Annotated in this window: 16 protein-coding genes; 12 read left to right on the top strand and 4 right to left on the bottom strand. The window is 56.0% G+C overall.

Translation table 11 applies throughout. From position 1 onward, the window contains the following. Nucleotides 1-76 precede the first annotated feature (76 nt). Entirely contained in the window at nt 77-718 is a 642-nt protein-coding gene (gene msrA, locus ACMWKA_RS14335) for a peptide-methionine (S)-S-oxide reductase MsrA (protein WP_014830428.1), read from the top strand. On the opposite strand, the gene ACMWKA_RS14330 is transcribed toward msrA, so the two are convergent. Then, on the bottom strand, nt 719-1,777 hold the full coding sequence (locus ACMWKA_RS14330) for a LacI family DNA-binding transcriptional regulator (protein WP_414760354.1): 1,059 nt from the start codon (nt 1,775-1,777) through the stop codon (nt 719-721). 192 nt (nt 1,778-1,969) lie between these two features. Here ACMWKA_RS14330 and ACMWKA_RS14325 point away from each other — a divergent pair, with 192 nt between their 5' ends. The 6 genes from ACMWKA_RS14325 (at nt 1,970) to ACMWKA_RS14300 (ending at nt 9,583) form a co-directional block, all read left to right on the top strand. Next, the gene (locus ACMWKA_RS14325; protein ID WP_013095330.1) at nt 1,970-3,121 is read left to right on the top strand and encodes a Gfo/Idh/MocA family protein; all 1,152 of its coding nucleotides are present in this window, start codon (nt 1,970-1,972) and stop codon (nt 3,119-3,121) included. A gap of 16 nt (nt 3,122-3,137) precedes the next feature. Continuing rightward, complete coding sequence (locus tag ACMWKA_RS14320) at nt 3,138-4,322, top strand: Gfo/Idh/MocA family protein (RefSeq protein WP_414760353.1); 1,185 nt, start codon at nt 3,138-3,140, stop codon at nt 4,320-4,322. After that, nucleotides 4,319-5,386, top strand: coding sequence for a Gfo/Idh/MocA family protein (locus ACMWKA_RS14315; RefSeq protein ID WP_045902448.1), 1,068 nt, complete (start codon nt 4,319-4,321; stop codon nt 5,384-5,386). The genes ACMWKA_RS14320 and ACMWKA_RS14315 overlap by 4 nt, the downstream gene beginning before the upstream one ends. Before the next feature lie 12 nt (nt 5,387-5,398). After that, entirely contained in the window at nt 5,399-6,418 is a 1,020-nt protein-coding gene (locus ACMWKA_RS14310; RefSeq protein ID WP_013095327.1) for a Gfo/Idh/MocA family protein, read from the top strand. A gap of 82 nt (nt 6,419-6,500) precedes the next feature. After that, complete coding sequence (locus tag ACMWKA_RS14305) at nt 6,501-8,048, top strand: MFS transporter (protein WP_058680816.1); 1,548 nt, start codon at nt 6,501-6,503, stop codon at nt 8,046-8,048. Nucleotides 8,049-8,245: 197 nt separating this feature from the next. Next, nucleotides 8,246-9,583, top strand: coding sequence for a hemolysin family protein (locus tag ACMWKA_RS14300; protein WP_013095324.1), 1,338 nt, complete (start codon nt 8,246-8,248; stop codon nt 9,581-9,583). A 70-nt stretch (nt 9,584-9,653) separates the two neighbouring features. Here ACMWKA_RS14300 and ACMWKA_RS14295 read toward each other — a convergent pair whose 3' ends face one another. After that, nucleotides 9,654-9,860, bottom strand: coding sequence for a DUF1107 domain-containing protein (locus ACMWKA_RS14295; protein ID WP_008501430.1), 207 nt, complete (start codon nt 9,858-9,860; stop codon nt 9,654-9,656). Between the two features lie 324 nt (nt 9,861-10,184). Between ACMWKA_RS14295 and ACMWKA_RS14290 the strand changes: the two genes are divergently transcribed. Next, nucleotides 10,185-10,742, top strand: a complete 558-nt coding sequence (locus ACMWKA_RS14290; RefSeq protein WP_013095323.1) for a YtfJ family protein — start codon at nt 10,185-10,187, stop codon at nt 10,740-10,742. Here ACMWKA_RS14290 and cysQ read toward each other — a convergent pair. After that, entirely contained in the window at nt 10,736-11,476 is a 741-nt protein-coding gene (gene cysQ / locus ACMWKA_RS14285) for a 3'(2'),5'-bisphosphate nucleotidase CysQ (protein ID WP_013095322.1), read from the bottom strand. The two genes, ACMWKA_RS14290 and cysQ, sit on opposite strands and share 7 nt — an antisense overlap. Nucleotides 11,477-11,666: 190 nt before the next feature. Here cysQ and ACMWKA_RS14280 point away from each other — a divergent pair, with 190 nt between their 5' ends. Then, on the top strand, nt 11,667-13,610 hold the full coding sequence (locus ACMWKA_RS14280) for a bifunctional 2',3'-cyclic-nucleotide 2'-phosphodiesterase/3'-nucleotidase (protein ID WP_414760352.1): 1,944 nt from the start codon (nt 11,667-11,669) through the stop codon (nt 13,608-13,610). Between the two features lie 530 nt (nt 13,611-14,140). Here ACMWKA_RS14280 and ACMWKA_RS14275 read toward each other — a convergent pair. Continuing rightward, nucleotides 14,141-14,521, bottom strand: a complete 381-nt coding sequence (locus ACMWKA_RS14275; protein ID WP_028027891.1) for a winged helix-turn-helix transcriptional regulator — start codon at nt 14,519-14,521, stop codon at nt 14,141-14,143. An 89-nt stretch (nt 14,522-14,610) separates the two neighbouring features. Here ACMWKA_RS14275 and ACMWKA_RS14270 point away from each other — a divergent pair, with 89 nt between their 5' ends. The 3 genes from ACMWKA_RS14270 to ACMWKA_RS14260 all read left to right on the top strand — a co-directional run bounded on the left by ACMWKA_RS14270 (nt 14,611) and on the right by ACMWKA_RS14260 (nt 17,406). Then, entirely contained in the window at nt 14,611-15,459 is an 849-nt protein-coding gene (locus ACMWKA_RS14270) for an SDR family oxidoreductase (RefSeq protein WP_226835549.1), read from the top strand. A gap of 81 nt (nt 15,460-15,540) precedes the next feature. Next, nucleotides 15,541-16,365, top strand: coding sequence for an AraC family transcriptional regulator (locus ACMWKA_RS14265; RefSeq protein ID WP_013095315.1), 825 nt, complete (start codon nt 15,541-15,543; stop codon nt 16,363-16,365). Nucleotides 16,366-16,440: 75 nt separating this feature from the next. Then, entirely contained in the window at nt 16,441-17,406 is a 966-nt protein-coding gene (locus ACMWKA_RS14260) for a DMT family transporter (protein ID WP_047352277.1), read from the top strand. The last annotated feature ends 13 nt before the right edge of the window (nt 17,407-17,419 follow it).

Genomic DNA, 17,419 nt, shown 5'->3' with positions numbered 1-17,419 from the left:
TCAGCGCATTTATTGTGTTCAATTAAACGCTTCGTGACAACCTTAACCGAAACATCGCACCCCGGGAGGCCCCATCGTGAGTTTATTCGACAAAAAGCATCTGGTTTCACAAGCAGATGCATTACCGGGACGCAACACCCCTATGCCAGTCGCAACCTTACACGCCGTGAATGGCCATTCCATGACCAACGTACCTGAAGGCATGGAAATCGCCCTGTTTGCCATGGGCTGCTTCTGGGGCGTGGAACGCCTCTACTGGCAGTTGCCTGGCGTCTACAGCACCGCGGCGGGCTACACGGGCGGATATACGCCAAACCCCACCTACCGCGAAGTCTGCTCCGGCGAGACCGGCCATGCTGAAGCCGTACGCGTGGTATACGACCCGTCCGTCATCAGCTATGAACAGCTGCTGCAGGTGTTCTGGGAAAACCACGACCCGGCGCAGGGTATGCGTCAGGGTAATGACCATGGCACCCAGTATCGTTCGGCGATTTATCCGCTCACGCCTGAGCAGGAAGCCGCCGCACTCGCCAGTAAGGAGCGTTTCCAGCAGGCCATGCGCGACGCAGGTGATACGCGCGAGGTGACAACGGAAATCACCACCGCGAAACCGTTCTACTATGCCGAGGACGACCACCAGCAGTATCTGCACAAAAATCCGTACGGCTACTGCGGAATTGGTGGCATCGGCGTGTGCCTGCCGCCGCAGCTTGCCTGATTACTGATCCAGCGCCACGCGAGCCGCGTGGCGCGTGGCATTACTGACTGAGCCGTAATCCATGACTTTGCCCTGCAACAGCAGGTTATAGACCGGCGCCTGAGGTCGGTTGAGCCGCGTTTGCAGCAGGTGTACGGCCTCAATCCCCAGCTCACGGCAGGGCACCGTGACGCCTGTGATCGGTTTTTCCAGACGGTGCGCTAAATTCCATGCAAAATCGGTCGTAATGAGCGAAATGTCTTCCGGAATGCGCAGCCCGTGGCGCGTTAACGCCCTGATCACTCCCTCCGTCATGCTGGTACTGTTCGGGAAAATCACCTCTGGCCACTGCGATCTGTCATGACTTAACAGCCATGCATCCAGCGCCCGCTCGGCCTCCTCTGCCGTAAACCACTCCGTCACCAGCAAATCACGCTGGGGATCAAAGGCCACGTGAAAATGGCGGTACGCCTCTTTAATGCCGTCCAGACGCGCATACAGCGTCTCACGCCGCAGGCAGGTGAGCGTGAGCACACGGCGGTGCCCCTGCTCAAAAAGGTACTGCATGGCGGTGAAACCAATCGCCCGGTGATCGGGTGATACGGCGTCCAGCACCCGAGCACGATCAACGGAGTTAATCAATACGCAGGGCTTATTCAGCGTGCTCGCCAGTTTAAAGATGGTGGAATCATCAGTCCCAATAATTATTATTGCGTTGATATTCTTATGGCTGGCCTTTTCCATAAACAATTTCACGTCGGCGTGCTGCTCTTCTAATCCGCAGCAACTGACCCACACGTTATGCGGGGCGCACGCTTCAGCAATGCCTTTGGTCACTTCCAGATAAAAAATGTCTCCACGCCCCTGAAAGGTTCTTTCCGGGGCAAAGACAGCGATACCGTTAATTAACAGCCTTCCGCTTGCCATTGCCTCCAGAACACCTAATTCGCGCGCGGTGCGAACGATCGCGTCACGGGCTTTATCGCTGGCATAAGACTTGCCGCTTAATACCCGCGAAACCGTGCTGACGGAATACCCCGTCAGGGTCGCAATCTCCTCCATTTTTAATCTGCCCGGCATAGTGTGACCTCGCTCTCAATCAGTTTTTGCAAATATTTGCAGAAACAGCGCTTTGATTTTAAAACCAAATTTCAGAGACCCTGGAGATTACTTAAACAGCTTGCGAGTATTCTCACAAAAACACATTGTCGCTGCGGCTCCCCTTTCCTATTTTCCGGTCATCCCTCATTTCAACTGAAATTAAGGTGTGACATGGAGAAGGTACGTTTTGGCATTATCGGAATAGGTAATATCGGTACGGTCCACGCGCGTTATTTACTGGCGGGTACGGTCAGTGACGCATGCCTGGCGGCGGTTTGTGATAATGCACCGGAAAAGCATCCGGCCATTCGCCAGCTGGTCGGCTCCCTCCCCCTTTTCAGCGATGCGCAGGAGATGCTTCAGAGCGGGCTTATCGACGCGGTGATTGTCGCAACGCCGCACTACGAGCATCCGCGTCTGTCGATGCTGGCAATGCGCCACGGCATCCACACGCTCTGCGAAAAACCGGCCGGCGTATATACGGCGCAGGTGCAGGAGATGAACGCCTGTGCCCGAACCTGCGATGTGGTGTTCGGCATCATGTACAACCAGCGCCCGAATCCGCTCTACCAGAAGGTGAAAGATCTGATCGACAGCGGCGAGCTGGGTGAGATCCGCCGCTCCAACTGGATCATTACCAACTGGTATCGCTCGCAGAGCTACTACAACTCCGGCGGCTGGCGCGCCACCTGGAAAGGAGAAGGCGGCGGCGTACTGCTCAATCAGGACCCACATCAGCTTGATCTCTGGCAGTGGCTGGTTGGTATGCCGATCCGTCTGCGCGCGTTTTGCCAGTTTGGTAAGCATCGCGACATTGAAGTGGAAGATGAGGTCACCGCCTACGCCGAGTACGCCAACGGTGCGACGGGCGTATTTATCACGACCGTGGCTGAAACGCCGGGGACCAACCGGCTGGAGATCGTCGGCGATCGCGGCAAGGTGGTCGTCGAAGAAGGGAAACTGCGTTACTGGCGGCTGCGGGAATCTGAAACCGCCTTCAACGCCCGCTGGCAAAACGGCTTTGGTGAACCGGAATGCTGGGAGGTCACGCTTCCCGTCGGCCCGGAATGCAGCGAACACCACGTCATTACCGCCAATTTCTGCGGCGCCATCCTGCGCGGCGAGCCGCTCATTGCCCCGGGGCTGGAAGGGATCCACGGGTTAACGCTCTCCAACGCCATGCACCTCTCCACCTGGACCGACGACTGGGTCGACCTCCCGCTCAATGAGAAACAGTATCTGCGCTTGCTTCAACAGCGTATCAGCACCTCAGTGGCTAAAGAGACCGCCAGCGTCACGCTGGATGCCTCCGGCACCTGGTAACTCAGGAGAAGAAACGATGTTAAATGTCGCTATCGTGGGAACAGGAAATATCTCGCATAACCATATTCAGGGTTATTTGCAGTTTGGCCAACGCTGCCGGATCGTCGCGCTGGTCGATATCTACCCGGAAAAAGCCCACGAGAAAAAAGCACGCTACAACCTGACGGACGCACGCGTGTATGAAAGCCACGAGCAGATGCTGGCGTCAGAGCCAGATATCGATATCGTCGACGTCTGCACGCCGCCCTACGTTCATGCAGAGATAAGCATTAATGCCCTCAATGCGGGTTGCCATGTGCTGTGCGAAAAACCGATGGCCGCCTCGCTGGAGGAGTGCGACGCCATGATCGCCGCGCAACAGGCCAGCGGTAAATTGCTCGCCATCATCGCTCAAAACCGCTTTACCGATGCCTTCTGGCGTTTAAAAGCGGCGCTGGATTCGGGCCTTGCTGGCAAGGTGTGCCATGCCCAGGTGGACTCGTTCTGGTGGCGCGGACACTGCTACTACGACCTGTGGTGGCGCGGCACCTGGGAAAAAGAGGGCGGCGGCTGCACCCTTAACCACGCTGTTCACCACATCGACGCCATTCAGTGGATGCTGGGCTTCCCGTCTGAAGTGGTGGCTATGATGACCAACGTGGCGCACGACAACGCTGAAGTCGAAGATCTCAGCGCGGCAATATTTAAATACCCCAGCGGCGCACTCACTCAGCTAACCGCCTCGGTCGTGCACCACGGCGAAGATCAGAAAATCATTATCCAGGGTGAAAAGGCGCGCATCTCCGCACCGTGGCAGGCCTTTGCCAGCGTCAGCGCTGATAACGGCTTTCCCCAGGAGGATCGGGACCTGCAACGGGAAGCGCAGCTTAACGCCGTTTTTCACGAGACGCCGAAGCTCGAATGGACGCTGCACACCGGGCAGATTAATGACCTGCTGTATGCCATTGAGCACGGCACGGCGCCGTTAGTGGATGGCCTGCAGGGCAAACGTTCGCTGGAGCTGATAACCGCGATCTATAAATCCGCCATCACCCGCTCCGTGGTTTCGCTGCCGATTCAACGCGACGATCCGTTTTACCGTACCGGCGGGACCAACGCCCTCGCCCCCCGTTTTTATGAAAAATCCGCAAGCGTCGCCAACTTCAGCGAAGTCGGTGCGATTCCCCTGGGCAAAGATCTGGATGAAGGAGTGACATCATGAACAAAAATGACGGCATGAACTACGCGCCAGTGGGTAAACCTCAGCCCGTTGTCAGGGAAGGAGAGTTTGTCTTTGCCGCTGCCGCGCTCGACCACGGCCATATCTACGGCATGAGTAACGGCCTGATTGAAGCGGGCGCCACGCTGAAATGGGTCTACGACCCCGATCCGGCAAAAGTGGACAAATTCATTCAGCAGTATCCGCAGGCCAGGGTTGCAGACTCCCTGGATGTCATACTCGCCGACGATGAGGTGCGTCTGGTAGCTGGCGCCGCCATTCCCGCCGAGCGCTGCGCGCTGGGGCTAAAAGCGATGGCCGCAGGCAAAGATTACTTCACCGATAAAGCCCCCCTTACCACCCTTGAACAACTGGCGGATGCCAAAGCCATGGTGGAAAAAACGGGCCGGAAATACGCAGTGTATTACAGCGAACGCCTGCATGTTGAGAGCGCGGTCTTTGCCGGACAGCTGGTGCAGCAAGGGGCCATTGGCCGCGTCGTACAAACGCTGGGGACGGGCCCGCACCGGGAAGGGACCGGCCGCCCGGACTGGTTCTACGATCGGCGCTATTTCGGCGGCATTCTATGCGATATCGGCAGCCATCAGATTGAGCAGTTCCTGTTTTATACCGGCAACAGTGACGCCATCGTGGTGGCAAGCCAGGTACGGAACGTTAAACACCCCCAGTACCCCGCCTTCGAAGATTTTGGCGATGCCATGCTGAAAGGGGAAAACGGCGCCAGCGGCTATTTCCGCTGCGACTGGTTTACCCCTGACGGGCTCTCGACCTGGGGCGATGGCCGCCTGACGCTGCTGGGCACCGAAGGCTATATCGAGATCCGCAAATATGTCGATCTCACCCGTGGTGAACAGGACGTGGTGTATCTCGTCAATAACGAGGGGGAGTTCCGTTATCCGGTCGCCGGCCAGGTCGGATTCCCGTTCTTTGGCGAACTGATCCTCGATTGTTTGCATCGTACTGAACATGCCATGACCCAGGCTCACGCCTTTAAGGCGGCGGAGCTCTGCGTGAAGGCACAGATGCTGGCCAACGCAACGGCATAACGGGAGGCGACAATGAAGCTCCTGAACACGGCGGTGATCGGCGCCGGAGCGATTCACGGTTGCCATGTGAATGCGCTGCGCCAGCTCCCCAACGTTGCGCTGCGCGCGCTGGCAGATATCGACAGCGTCAAAGGGCTGAAGCTGGCATTGGGCTATCAGTGCCGCTTCTATCAGGATTACCGGGAGATGCTGCTGGATGATGCCATCGATGTGGTCCATATCTGCACGCCGCACTTTGAGCATAAAAGCATGATTCTGGCGGCCCTCGCCGCCGGAAAGCATGTGTTCTGCGAAAAACCGGTGGGCATGAACAGCAGCGAACTGGTGGATATCACCCGCGCCGCTGACCAGGCTACGGGTCTGCTCGGCGTGTGTTATCAGAACCGGCTCAACCCCACCAGCCTGCGCATTCGCCAGGCGCTGGACGAAGGCGAGCTGGGAAAAATGCTCAGCATCAAAGCGGTGCTGACGTGGTCACGCTCGGGCGCGTACTACACCCAAAGTCCGTGGCGTGGGCGACTGGCTACGGAAGGAGGCAGCCTGCTGATCAACCAGGCCATTCATACCCTCGACCTGATGCAGTGGTTCGCCGGCGGCGTGACGCGTGTGAAAGGTGTGGTGGATAGCGGTGAACTGGCGGACGTGACGGAAGGCGAAGACAGCGCGATGGCCACGCTGCACTTTGCTAACGGCGCGCGCGGCCTGTTTTACGCCAGTAACTGCAATACCACCGATTCCCCGCTTCTGATGGAGATCCACTGCGAGCAGGGCTCGCTGCTGCTGAACGACAACACGCTCTGGCGCGTGACGCCGGGTGAGCGCGTCAGGCTCACCTGCGACGACTCCCCGGACGGTTCGGTCAAAAGCTACTGGGGGCTGGGCCACCAGCAGGCGATCCGCCGTTTTTATCAGGCTATCACTCACCCCGGTTACACGGATTACACCGATATCCGTGAAGCCGGGAAATCACTCACCCTTGTGGAGGCTATTTATCGATCATCTCAATTAAGGCAATGGATAGAAATCAATTAATAGAACGTAATTTGTATTCCAGCAGTAAATAAAAAACGACCCGACAGATCGGGTTAATCATTACCCTACACTGGATATTATTATGGTCAAACCAACTGAACGTAGAGTGGGTTATGGCGTGGCGCTCGGCTACGGTATAACCGATCTGTTTGGCGGAGGCGCTTTCGCCATTATCGGCACTTGGCTTTTATTTTTTTACACCACCTATTGCGGGCTCTCTGTCGTCGAAGCGGGTTCGATATTTGCTATTGCTCGCGTCATTGATGCGTTATTAAGCCCGATTATGGGTTATATCACGGATAATTTCGGTGATACCTGGCTCGGGCGTAAATTTGGCCGTCGCCGCTTCTTTTTATTACTCAGTTCGCCCTTAATGTTTCTGTATGCCCTGCTGTGGCTTACGGACATGGGTTACTGGTATTACCTGGGCACTTACCTCTCTATTGAGCTCTTGTCGGCGATGGTGCTGGTGCCCTGGGAAACCCTGGCCGCTGAAATGACTAACCGGTATGAAGAGCGCAGCCGTCTCTCCGGCGTGCGCATGATCTGCTCTCAGCTCGGCGGCTTTCTTGCGGTTTCCGTTCCCGGCGTCATTATGCAGTTCACGGGGAAAGATAATCCGTTTACCTATACTCTTACCGGGCTGATATTCTCCTGCGTATTCTGTATTGCGGTATTTATTACCTGGTATACCACCTGGGAAGCGAAAGATGTGCAACAGCCATCCACGTTTAAAGTGGATAAACAGCGCAGCAGCGGATTAATTAATCACCTGAAATATCTGGTGCTGGATCTCTTTTCCTCTTTCCGTATTCGCGCGTTCCGCCTGCATATTATTATTTATATCTTTTCATTTACGGCGATGGACGTATTCGGTTCGGTCTTTACCTATTATGTCGTGTATTGTCTGAGCCAGGACGCGGCAGCCGTCTCCGGCTGGCTGAGCATTGCGGCTTTCGCCTCGGTACCTGGCACATATGGATTTATGCTGTTGCTGAACAGGCTGAATGTCTCCCCTTCTGCCGCTTTGCGCCTCTCTTACGGCGGGATATTCTTCGTGCTGGTGTTCCTGTTTACGGTTTACCTGACCAAAACCCAGGTGCCCACGCTGCTGTTCACGGCGGTCTTTATCCTGCTGGGCGCCACCCGAGCAGGCCTCTATTACATACCGTGGAATATCTACAGCTTCATTCCTGATATTGACGAGATGGTGACGCAGCAGCGCCGCGAAGGGATTTTTGCCGGGGTGATGGTCCTGACCCGCAAAAGCACCGTGGCGATCGCCATCATGATTATTGGCCTGGTCCTGCAGGAGTCCGGCTTTGTGAAGGGCGGCGGCGCACAGCCTGAAAGCGCGCTGGGGGCGATTATAGGCCTGATGATCTTCGCGACGGCAGCCCTGCTGGCGGTGAGCTTCTTCACTACCTATAAATTCAAGCTCACCCGCGACACGCATAAGCTGCTTCTCAAGGAGATTGCCCGCCGTAAGCTGGGCGGTGATTACCGCGACTGCGATGCCAATACCCGCGTGGTGATAAAACAGCTCACAGGCTATGAGTACGATCAGGTGTGGGGAGGCGATGCTGCCCGTCGTGCAGTGAACAACGTCGGGTTATCGGCCGCAAAATAGCGCGTCTCGCCGGGCCGGTTCGCCGCCTGCCCGGCCTCTTTTCGCCTCAAAATGTGACCTCTGGCAGGTTTACATCTCTTTACGCTATACTACCCGCTGAAATAATCAGCTCAACGCTACGAGCTGACGTTCAATGTGTTTCCACACAAATGGTATCAACTTCCCTTCCGAGGATCTGGCGAGAAGCCGGATAAACTATGTTAAACAGTATTTTAGTAATACTTTGTCTGATAGCCGTCAGCGCATTTTTCTCGATATCCGAGATCTCGCTGGCCGCGTCCCGTAAAATCAAACTTAAGCTGCTTGCCGACGAAGGCAACATCAATGCTTCCCGTATCCTGAAGATGCAGGAAAATCCTGGAACGTTCTTCACCGTGGTACAAATTGGCCTGAACGCGGTCGCTATTCTCGGCGGTATCGTGGGGGATGCAGCGTTTTCTCCGGCCTTTTACAGCCTGTTCGTGCAGTACATGTCCGCCGAACTTGCCGAGCAGATGAGCTTTATTCTCTCCTTCTCGCTGGTCACCGGGATGTTCATCCTGTTCGCTGACCTGACCCCGAAACGCATCGGTATGATTGCGCCAGAAGCTGTGGCTTTGCGTATCATCAACCCGATGCGCTTCTGCCTGTTCGTGTTCCGTCCGCTGGTGTGGTTCTTCAACGGCCTGGCGAACGTCATCTTCCGCATCTTTAAACTGCCGATGGTGCGTAAAGATGACATCACCTCCGACGACATCTACGCCGTGGTAGAAGCCGGTGCGCTGGCCGGGGTGCTGCGCAAGCAAGAGCATGAGCTGATCGAAAATGTGTTCGAGCTGGAATCCCGTACCGTGCCCTCTTCCATGACGGGCCGTGAAAGCGTGATTTGGTTCGATCTGCATGAAGACGAGCAGAGCCTGAAGAATAAAGTCGCGGAGCACCCGCACTCTAAATTCCTGGTCTGTAATGAAGATATCGACCACATCATCGGCTATGTGGATTCCAAAGATCTGCTGAACCGCGTGCTGGCGAACCAAAGCCTGGCGCTCAACAGCGGCGTGCAGATCCGCAATACCCTGATTGTACCGGACACGTTGACGCTCTCTGAAGCGCTGGAAAGTTTCAAAACCGCCGGTGAAGACTTTGCCGTTATCATGAACGAATACGCGCTGGTGGTGGGTATCATTACCCTCAACGACGTCATGACCACGCTGATGGGTGACCTGGTCGGCCAGGGTCTGGAAGAGCAGATTGTGGCGCGTGATGAGAACTCATGGCTGATTGACGGCGCAACGCCAATCGACGACGTGATGCGCGTGCTGGATATCGACGAGTTCCCGCAGTCAGGCAACTACGAGACCATCGGCGGCTTTATGATGTTTATGCTGCGTAAAATCCCGAAGCGCACCGACTCGGTGAAGTTCTCCGGCTACAAGTTTGAAGTGGTGGATATTGATAACTACCGCATCGACCAGTTGCTGGTGACGCGTATCGATAACAAACCGACCGTGCTGGTGCCGAAACTGCCGGATGCGGAAGAGAAGGTGTCGGCGTAAGATTCCTGCCTCACAAACATCAACGGCTCCCATCGGGAGCCGTTTTTTTAACTACTGCATAGCACGTTGGTTAAGCCATCTCAGTTTGCAGACGCATAACCTGACGGTTGACTTCGGACATCACAGACAAGTGCTGTTTGTCCTTCACTTTTGGGACAAGGATCTTGCCCTTATCAAACTCAAAAGCGCCAACATCCTTGATATACAACCGTCCACGGAACAGGATCTTCACGTACTTCGCCACCTGAAGCGGGTTGTAGCGTTGGAAAATTTTCATTCTTGTATCTCCTGCGAATCATACGCTCTTGCGGCGCCACAATCGGCCCGACTGTTCTGAGCGCAAATTTTGTTGCCCAATGACTATAGACCAGAACTACGTAGTTACCCAGTGTGCATAAGTTTATTTACCGTTTGATTACAATTATTCAGAATAATCTTTTCAAACTGTGACTACAGGCAGTATAAGCCGTCGTTTTTTTATGGATATGTGCGTTCGCCCGCAAACTGGCATCGGGATTGCGGGAAAAGCCCATTGATCGCACTTATGATTAAAAGCGTAAGACCAAGTGGTCGGATCACCTGCATACAATAAGGAAACACCATGACCCTACGTAACATTCTTGCAGCCGCATGCCTGCTCCTGCCCCTGTGGGCGAGTGCCCACAACATTGAAAAAGGACAACGCGTACCGCCAGTCGGCATTGCTGACCGGGGAGAATTGATTCTCGACAATGATAAGTTTAGCTACAAACCGTGGAATAGCGCGCAGCTCGCGGGCAAAGTGAGAGTTGTACAACATATTGCCGGTCGTACATCTGCAAAAGAGAAAAACGCAAACCTGGTGGAAGCGATCAAGGCCGCAAAATTCCCGCATGACCGCTATCAGACCACCACCATTGTGAACACCGACGATGCCATCCCTGGCTCCGGGATGTTTGTACGCTCAAGCCTTGAGAGCAACAAAAAGCTCTACCCGTGGTCGCAGTTTATTGTCGACAGCAACGGCGTGACGCGCAAAGCCTGGCAGCTTGAGGAAGAGAGTTCCGCGATTATCGTGCTGGATAAAAACGGCCAGGTGCAGTGGGTAAAAGACGGGGCGTTAACCCAGGAAGAGGTGCAGCAGGTGGTTGATCTGCTGCACAAGCTGCTGGCTCAGTAAAGAGAGACCCGGAAGCCTGGATTGAGGAATGATTCGCGCGGGGTGTAGTCCAGCGGCTTGCCCTGCCAGTCATGAACATGCGCACCCGCGGCCGCGGCTACCGCGTGGCCGGCTGCCGTGTCCCAGATGTTCGTCGGCCCGAAACGGGGATAGAGCTGCGCCTGCCCCTCCGCCACCAGACAGAATTTCAGCGAGGAGCCAATCGAGGTCGTCTGATGTTCACCCAACTGTTGCAGGTACTCTTCCAACTCGCTGTCGCTGTGCGAGCGGCTGATGACCACCAGCGGAGGGCGTGCATCGCGCACCTGGATCGGCTTGCGGACACCACACTCTTCCTTCCAGGCCTTGCCTTCTGCGGCGCTGTACATCACTTTCATCACCGGCGCGTAGACCACCCCAAGCACCGCCTTGCCCTTGTCGATCAGGGCGATATTCACGGTGAATTCACCGTTACGCTTGATAAACTCTTTGGTGCCGTCCAGAGGATCGACCAGCCAGTAACGCTGCCAGTGCTGACGCTCATCCCAGCTCTGCGGCGCTTCTTCGGAAAGCACGGGGATCTCTGGCGTGAGTGCCTGTAGCCCTTTCATGATCACGCCATGCGCCGCGATATCCGCCGCCGTGACCGGGGAATCATCCGCCTTGCTGACAACGTTCATCGGTTGTGCGCCATCATACACCTGCATGATGGCATCGCCCGCATCCCGTGCGAGCTGACAAATTTTATCTAACATTCTCCACCTCTTCGTTAACGCAGTGGGTATAACTCTTTGTTTTATTTATATCGTAATGTGAACAATTCCGCTATCTGTGAAGCAATTCCGGTTTCATCGCCCTTTTTTCTGGCAGGATTCACACTTCTGTAAGCAACAAACGATAGATACATATTCTTTTGTGGCCTAGATCGAAAAAAGGACTCCTCTGATGATTAAGTTTAGCGCAACGCTCCTGGCGACGCTGATTGCAGCGAGCGTACAGGCGGCGACGGTCGATCTCCGTATTCTGGAAACCACCGACCTGCACAGCAATATGATGGACTTCGATTACTACAAAGATACCCCTACGGAAAAATTCGGACTGGTACGCACGGCAAGTTTGATCAATGCCGCCCGCAATGAAGTGAAAAATAGCGTGCTGGTCGACAACGGTGATTTGATTCAGGGGAGTCCGCTGGGTGACTACATGGCGGCAAAGGGGCTGAAAAAAGGCGAGATCCACCCGGTGTATAAAGCGATGAACACCCTGGATTATACCGTCGGCAACCTCGGTAACCACGAATTCAACTATGGTCTTAAATACCTGCACGATGCGCTGGCAGGCGCAAAATTCCCGTACGTTAACGCCAATATCATCGACGTTAAGACCAAAAAGCCGCTTTTCACCCCTTATCTGATTAAAGAGACCGAGGTTGTTGATCAGGACGGTAAAAAGCAGACGCTGAAAATTGGCTACATCGGCTTTGTACCGCCCCAGATCATGACCTGGGATAAAGCCAATCTCACCGGCAAAGTCACCGTTAACGACATCACCGAAACGGCGCGTAAATACGTACCGGAGATGCGTGAAAAAGGGGCGGATGTTGTGGTCGTTGTCGCCCACTCGGGCCTCTCTGCCGATCCGTATCAGGTGATGGCGGAAAACTCGGTTTACTACCTGAGCGAAGTGCCGGGCGTGGACGCGATCCTCTTCGGCCACGCTCATGCGGTCTTCCCGGGTAAGGATTTTGCCAGCATCAAAGGGGCAGATATCGACAAGGGAACGCTCAACGGCGTGCCGGCGGTAATGCCCGGCATGTGGGGCGACCATCTTGGCGTGGTGGATCTGGTACTCAATAACGACAGCGGCAGCTGGAAGGTGACCGGATCCAAAGCCGAAGCGCGCCCCATCTACGATGCTGCCGCCAAAAAATCACTGGCGGCTGAAGACCAAAAACTCCTCGACGTGCTCAAGCATGACCACGACGCCACCCGCGAGTTCGTCAGTAAGCCGATCGGCAAATCCGCCGACAACATGTACAGCTATCTGGCGCTGGTACAGGATGACCCAACCGTTCAGGTGGTCAACATGGCGCAGAAAGCCTATGCCGAACATTTTGTTCAGGGCGATCCGGACTTAGCCAACCTGCCAGTGCTTTCCGCCGCCGCACCGTTCAAAGTGGGCGGACGTAAAAATGACCCGGCCAGCTATGTTGAAGTGGAAAAAGGCCAGCTGACGTTCCGTAACGCCGCCGATCTCTATCTCTACCCGAACACGCTGGTCGTGGTTAAAGCAACGGGTAAAGAGGTGAAAGAGTGGCTGGAATGCTCCGCCGGGCAGTTTAACCAGATCGATCCGAAGAGCAGCAAGCCGCAGTCGTTGATTAACTGGGACGGGTTCCGCACCTATAACTTCGACGTTATCGACGGGGTGGATTATCAGATTGATGTCACCCAACCCGCGAAATATGACGGCGAGTGTCAGGCCATTAATCCGCAGGCAGAGCGCATCAAAAACCTGACCTTCAAGGGCAAGCCTGTCGATCCGGCGGCCAACTTCCTGGTGGTGACCAATAACTATCGCGCGTATGGCGGCAAATTTGCCGGCACCGGCGATAGCCACATTGCTTTTGCATCCCCGGATGAGAACCGCTCGGTGCTGGCCGCCTGGATCAGCGCTGAGTCGAAAAAGGCGGGAGAGATTCATCCGGCGGTCGATAACAACTGGCGTCTGGCCCCGATCCACAGCGATACCCCACTGGATATTCGCATTGAAACATCTCCGTCGGATAAGGCTGCGGCGTTTATTAAGGAGAAGGCGCAGTATCCTATGAAGAAGGTTGCGACGGATGATATCGGGTTCGCCATTTATCAGGTGGATTTAAGTAAGTAAAAGCAAAACGGCAACGCACGTTGCCGTTTTTGGTGTTTATTCCCTCTCCCTGTGGGCTGAGGGATCCCCAGTAATTTTTTACCGAAAGCGATGAATGTTGCTTCAGGAAAATGAATGACTTATAGCGACGCCCTGGTCCGGCTGTAAATCGCTGAGGCGTTTCCTGCAGGCCGGGGCGAGGCGCATGGATGCGCCGAGAGGGCGGCTTTACAGGGACGTTACATCCGCCCGTCCCCGATAAGCCGGAAGGAATAAGCCGAAGGCACCGCGGAGCGGCGATTTACCGCCGGGAGCCCGGGTCGCCAGGGTGGTGGCGACTGAGCCGCCCTGGAACGTTCACAAGTCATGCCGTTACAGAGTAGCAAGGAACATAAAGTGAACGGAATGACCTCTACAGCCATATGTTCCCCCTCACCCCAACCCTCTCCCTCAAGGGAGAGGGGGTCCTCCGTGCAGGCATTATTTTGTGGGGAACCCAGCCCTGTGGGAGAGGGTTAGAGTGAGGGTATCAGACCGCACATTCCCGGCTATTACGCTGCCCGCTCATCCCGGTTCGCCATTACTTTTGGCGTATTCACCTCTATCCAGTCCGCCAGCGCGGCCACTTTCTCGCTCACCTCTACGCCAAGCGGCGTCAGGCTATACTCAACGTGCGGCGGTACAACAGGATACGAAACGCGATCGACAAAACCGTCATGCTCCAGTGCCTGCAGCGACTGGGCCAGCATCTTCTCGCTCACGCCGCCCATTTTACGGCGCAGATCGCTGAAGCGGTGCGTTCCCTCACGTAGCGCCACCAGGATCAGAACCCCCCAGCGGCTGGTGACATGTTTGAGCACCTCTCTGGACGGGCACTGCTCCGCGAAGAGGTTACCATCGCGCATTTGTTCGCTGAGTGTCGGTATCGTCATTTAATACTTACCTTTTTGTACGTACTTACTAAAAGTTAGTTATGGTGCTAGTGTGCCACAACACCAGACAAACACGAAGGAGATTGATCATGATCGCGATTACCGGCGCTACCGGCCAGCTTGGCCGCCTCGTTATCGAACAGCTGTTAAAAACCGTCCCGGCAAACCAGATTGTCGCCATTGTGCGTAACCCGGCGAAAGCGGAAGCCCTGAGCCAGCAGGGTATTGTGGTTCGTCAGGGCGATTACACCGACCAGGCCGCGTTGACCACGGCGCTGAAGGGTGTGAAGAAACTGCTGCTGATCTCATCCAGCGAAGTGGGTCAGCGCGCCACGCAGCACCAGAACGTCATCAACGCTGCCAAAGCGGCTGGCGTGACATTTATCGCCTACACCAGCCTGCTGCATGCGGATAACTCACCGCTGGGCCTGCACGTTGAGCATGTTGCTACGGAAAAAGCGCTGGCAACATCCGGCATTCCTTATGCCCTGCTGCGCAACGGCTGGTATACCGAAAACTACCTGGCGAGCGCACCGCCTGCGCTGGAACACGGCGTGTTTATTGGTGCCGCAGGTGAAGGCAAAATCGCCTCAGCCACCCGTGCGGATTACGCGGCGGCGGCGGCAAAAGTGGTTTCGGAAGAGGGCCACGCTGGCAAGGTCTATGAACTGGCAGGCGACAGCGCGTGGACGCTGAGCGAACTGGCGGCTGAACTGAGCAAGCAGAGCGGTAAACCGGTGGTTTATCAGAACATGAGCGAAGCGGATTTCGCCGCTGCGCTGAAGAGTGTCGGCCTGCCTGCCGGGCTGGCGGATATGCTGGCGGACTCTGATGTGGGCGCATCTAAAGGCGGGCTCTTTGACGATAGCCATACGCTGAGCAAACTGATTGGGCGACCAACGACCTCTCTGGCGGAGAGCGTCAAGGCCATCCTGTAATTGTTACGGATTGGTTATTTTTTGTGGCATCCCCTCGGGTCATCTCTGATAATGAAGCGATGACCCACGAGGAGGCTCACCGTGCAAGGCGTACCGGAACAATTTAGCGATGAGAGAGACAGCGCGCGCTTTCGCCATCTGGCGCAGTTGCCGGGTCTGGAACTTTATCACGCGCATATCGCTGACTACGCCTTTGAGCCTCACACGCATGAAGCCTTCGGCATCGGCACCATCGAAACCGGTGCCGAGCGCTTTCGCTATCGCGGTACTCAGCACCTGGCCGCTGAAAAATCCGTTGTCACCATGAACCCGGACGAGATCCACACCGGTGAATCGGCCACCGAGGGCGGCTGGCGCTACCGGATGGTTTACATCGAACCCGCTTTACTGGAAGAGGTGACTGGCCTGCGCCACTGGTGGTTCAGCGACGTGACCCGCCACGACCCGCTGCGTTCGCAGCAAATCGGCCAGCTGATCTACGGCCTGTGGCATACCCAGGACCCGCTTGCGCAAAAAGGACTGCTGCTGGATCTGATTGAGACCTTCCAGCCGTTGGCCCATCACGCTCCAATAATTAAGGAAGGCGCGCACCGGTTCGAACGGGTACGCGAGTATCTGCACGACAACTACATGCACGCCGTGACGCTGGACGAGTTGGCCAACGTGGTTTCTCTCAGCCCTTACCATTTTCAGCGCCAGTTTAAAGCCCATTTCCACGTCACACCGCACCAGATGCTGATGGCTATTCGCCTGTGGCGCGCCAAAGGCTTCCTTACGCACGGCATGCCCGCCGCCGAAGTGGCCGCCGCGACCGGGCTGACCGACCAGTCGCATTTAACCCGCGCGTTTACCCGCCGCTACGGGATTACGCCCGTCCGCTACCAGAAACAAGTTATTGGGCGCTGATGCGCAATCTCATACAATACGCGCGCAATCCCCCCTTCTACACTGAGTACAAAGTCAATTGATGTGGATGGAATAATGATTAGTGGCGTGTTGTATGCCCTGCTGGCAGGGCTGATGTGGGGGCTGATTTTTGTCGGCCCGCTGATTGTGCCCGAGTATCCGGCGGCCCTGCAGTCAACCGGACGCTATCTGGCGCTGGGGCTGATTGCCCTGCCGCTGGCCTGGCTCGGTCGTACGCGTTTACGCCAGCTCAACCGCCAGGACTGGATGACCGCGCTGGCGCTGACCATGATGGGCAACCTTATCTATTACGTCTGCCTGGCGAGCGCCATTCAGCGTACCGGCGCGCCGGTATCGACCATGATTATCGGCACGCTGCCTGTCGTTATCCCCGTCTTTGCGAACCTGCTGTACAGCCAGCGCGATGGCAAACTGGCATGGTCAAAAATGGTACCCGCGCTGATCTGCACGGGCGTCGGGCTGGTCTGTGTGAATATTGCCGAGCTTCGCCACGGGCTCGCTGATTTCAGCGTCTGGCGTTACGGCTCGGGGATCGGTTTAGCGTTTATTTCGGTCGCCTGCTGGGCCTGGTATGCCCTGCGTAATGCGCGATGGTTACGGGAGAACCCGGATAAACATCCGATGATGTGGGCAACGGCACAGGCGCTGGTGACGCTGCCGGTCTCGCTGGTGGGCTATGCCGGGGCGTGCCTCTGGTCTGCGCAGCAACAACCGGACTTCGCCCTCCCTTTCGGGCCGCGGCCGTGGGTCTTTGTCGGGCTGATGATCGCTATCGCTGTGCTCTGTTCCTGGGTGGGCGCACTGTGCTGGAATATCGCCAGCCAGAAACTGCCAACGGTGATCTTAGGGCCGCTGATTGTCTTCGAAACGCTGGCCGGGCTGCTGTACACCTTCCTGATGCGCCAGAGCGTACCGCCGCTGTTAACGGCCTGTGGAATAGTGCTGCTGGTGATGGGTGTAGTAATGGCGGTAAGAGCGAAGCCGGAAAAACCGATGGTCGTTCCGGCGTCGGAGATATGAGGCGTTTGCAGGG

Origin of the sequence: Enterobacter sp. 03-F-07-AD-ECC, assembly GCF_047530935.1 — a bacterium.
GTDB lineage: Bacteria > Pseudomonadota > Gammaproteobacteria > Enterobacterales > Enterobacteriaceae > Enterobacter > Enterobacter cloacae.
The sequence above is the reverse complement of the archived record's forward strand: the minus strand, read 5'-3'. Positions and strand labels throughout refer to the sequence as shown.

Coding starts and splice junctions, on each gene's coding strand:
- ACMWKA_RS14330 (WP_414760354.1), bottom strand. CDS start 1,777: ATGCCGGGCAGATTAAAAATGGAGGAGATTGCGACCCTGACGGGGTAT.
- ACMWKA_RS14325 (WP_013095330.1), top strand. CDS start 1,970: ATGGAGAAGGTACGTTTTGGCATTATCGGAATAGGTAATATCGGTACG.
- ACMWKA_RS14320 (WP_414760353.1), top strand. CDS start 3,138: ATGTTAAATGTCGCTATCGTGGGAACAGGAAATATCTCGCATAACCAT.
- ACMWKA_RS14315 (WP_045902448.1), top strand. CDS start 4,319: ATGAACAAAAATGACGGCATGAACTACGCGCCAGTGGGTAAACCTCAG.
- ACMWKA_RS14310 (WP_013095327.1), top strand. CDS start 5,399: ATGAAGCTCCTGAACACGGCGGTGATCGGCGCCGGAGCGATTCACGGT.
- ACMWKA_RS14305 (WP_058680816.1), top strand. CDS start 6,501: ATGGTCAAACCAACTGAACGTAGAGTGGGTTATGGCGTGGCGCTCGGC.
- ACMWKA_RS14300 (WP_013095324.1), top strand. CDS start 8,246: ATGTTAAACAGTATTTTAGTAATACTTTGTCTGATAGCCGTCAGCGCA.
- ACMWKA_RS14295 (WP_008501430.1), bottom strand. CDS start 9,860: ATGAAAATTTTCCAACGCTACAACCCGCTTCAGGTGGCGAAGTACGTG.
- ACMWKA_RS14290 (WP_013095323.1), top strand. CDS start 10,185: ATGACCCTACGTAACATTCTTGCAGCCGCATGCCTGCTCCTGCCCCTG.
- cysQ (WP_013095322.1), bottom strand. CDS start 11,476: ATGTTAGATAAAATTTGTCAGCTCGCACGGGATGCGGGCGATGCCATC.
- ACMWKA_RS14280 (WP_414760352.1), top strand. CDS start 11,667: ATGATTAAGTTTAGCGCAACGCTCCTGGCGACGCTGATTGCAGCGAGC.
- ACMWKA_RS14275 (WP_028027891.1), bottom strand. CDS start 14,521: ATGACGATACCGACACTCAGCGAACAAATGCGCGATGGTAACCTCTTC.
- ACMWKA_RS14270 (WP_226835549.1), top strand. CDS start 14,611: ATGATCGCGATTACCGGCGCTACCGGCCAGCTTGGCCGCCTCGTTATC.
- ACMWKA_RS14260 (WP_047352277.1), top strand. CDS start 16,441: ATGATTAGTGGCGTGTTGTATGCCCTGCTGGCAGGGCTGATGTGGGGG.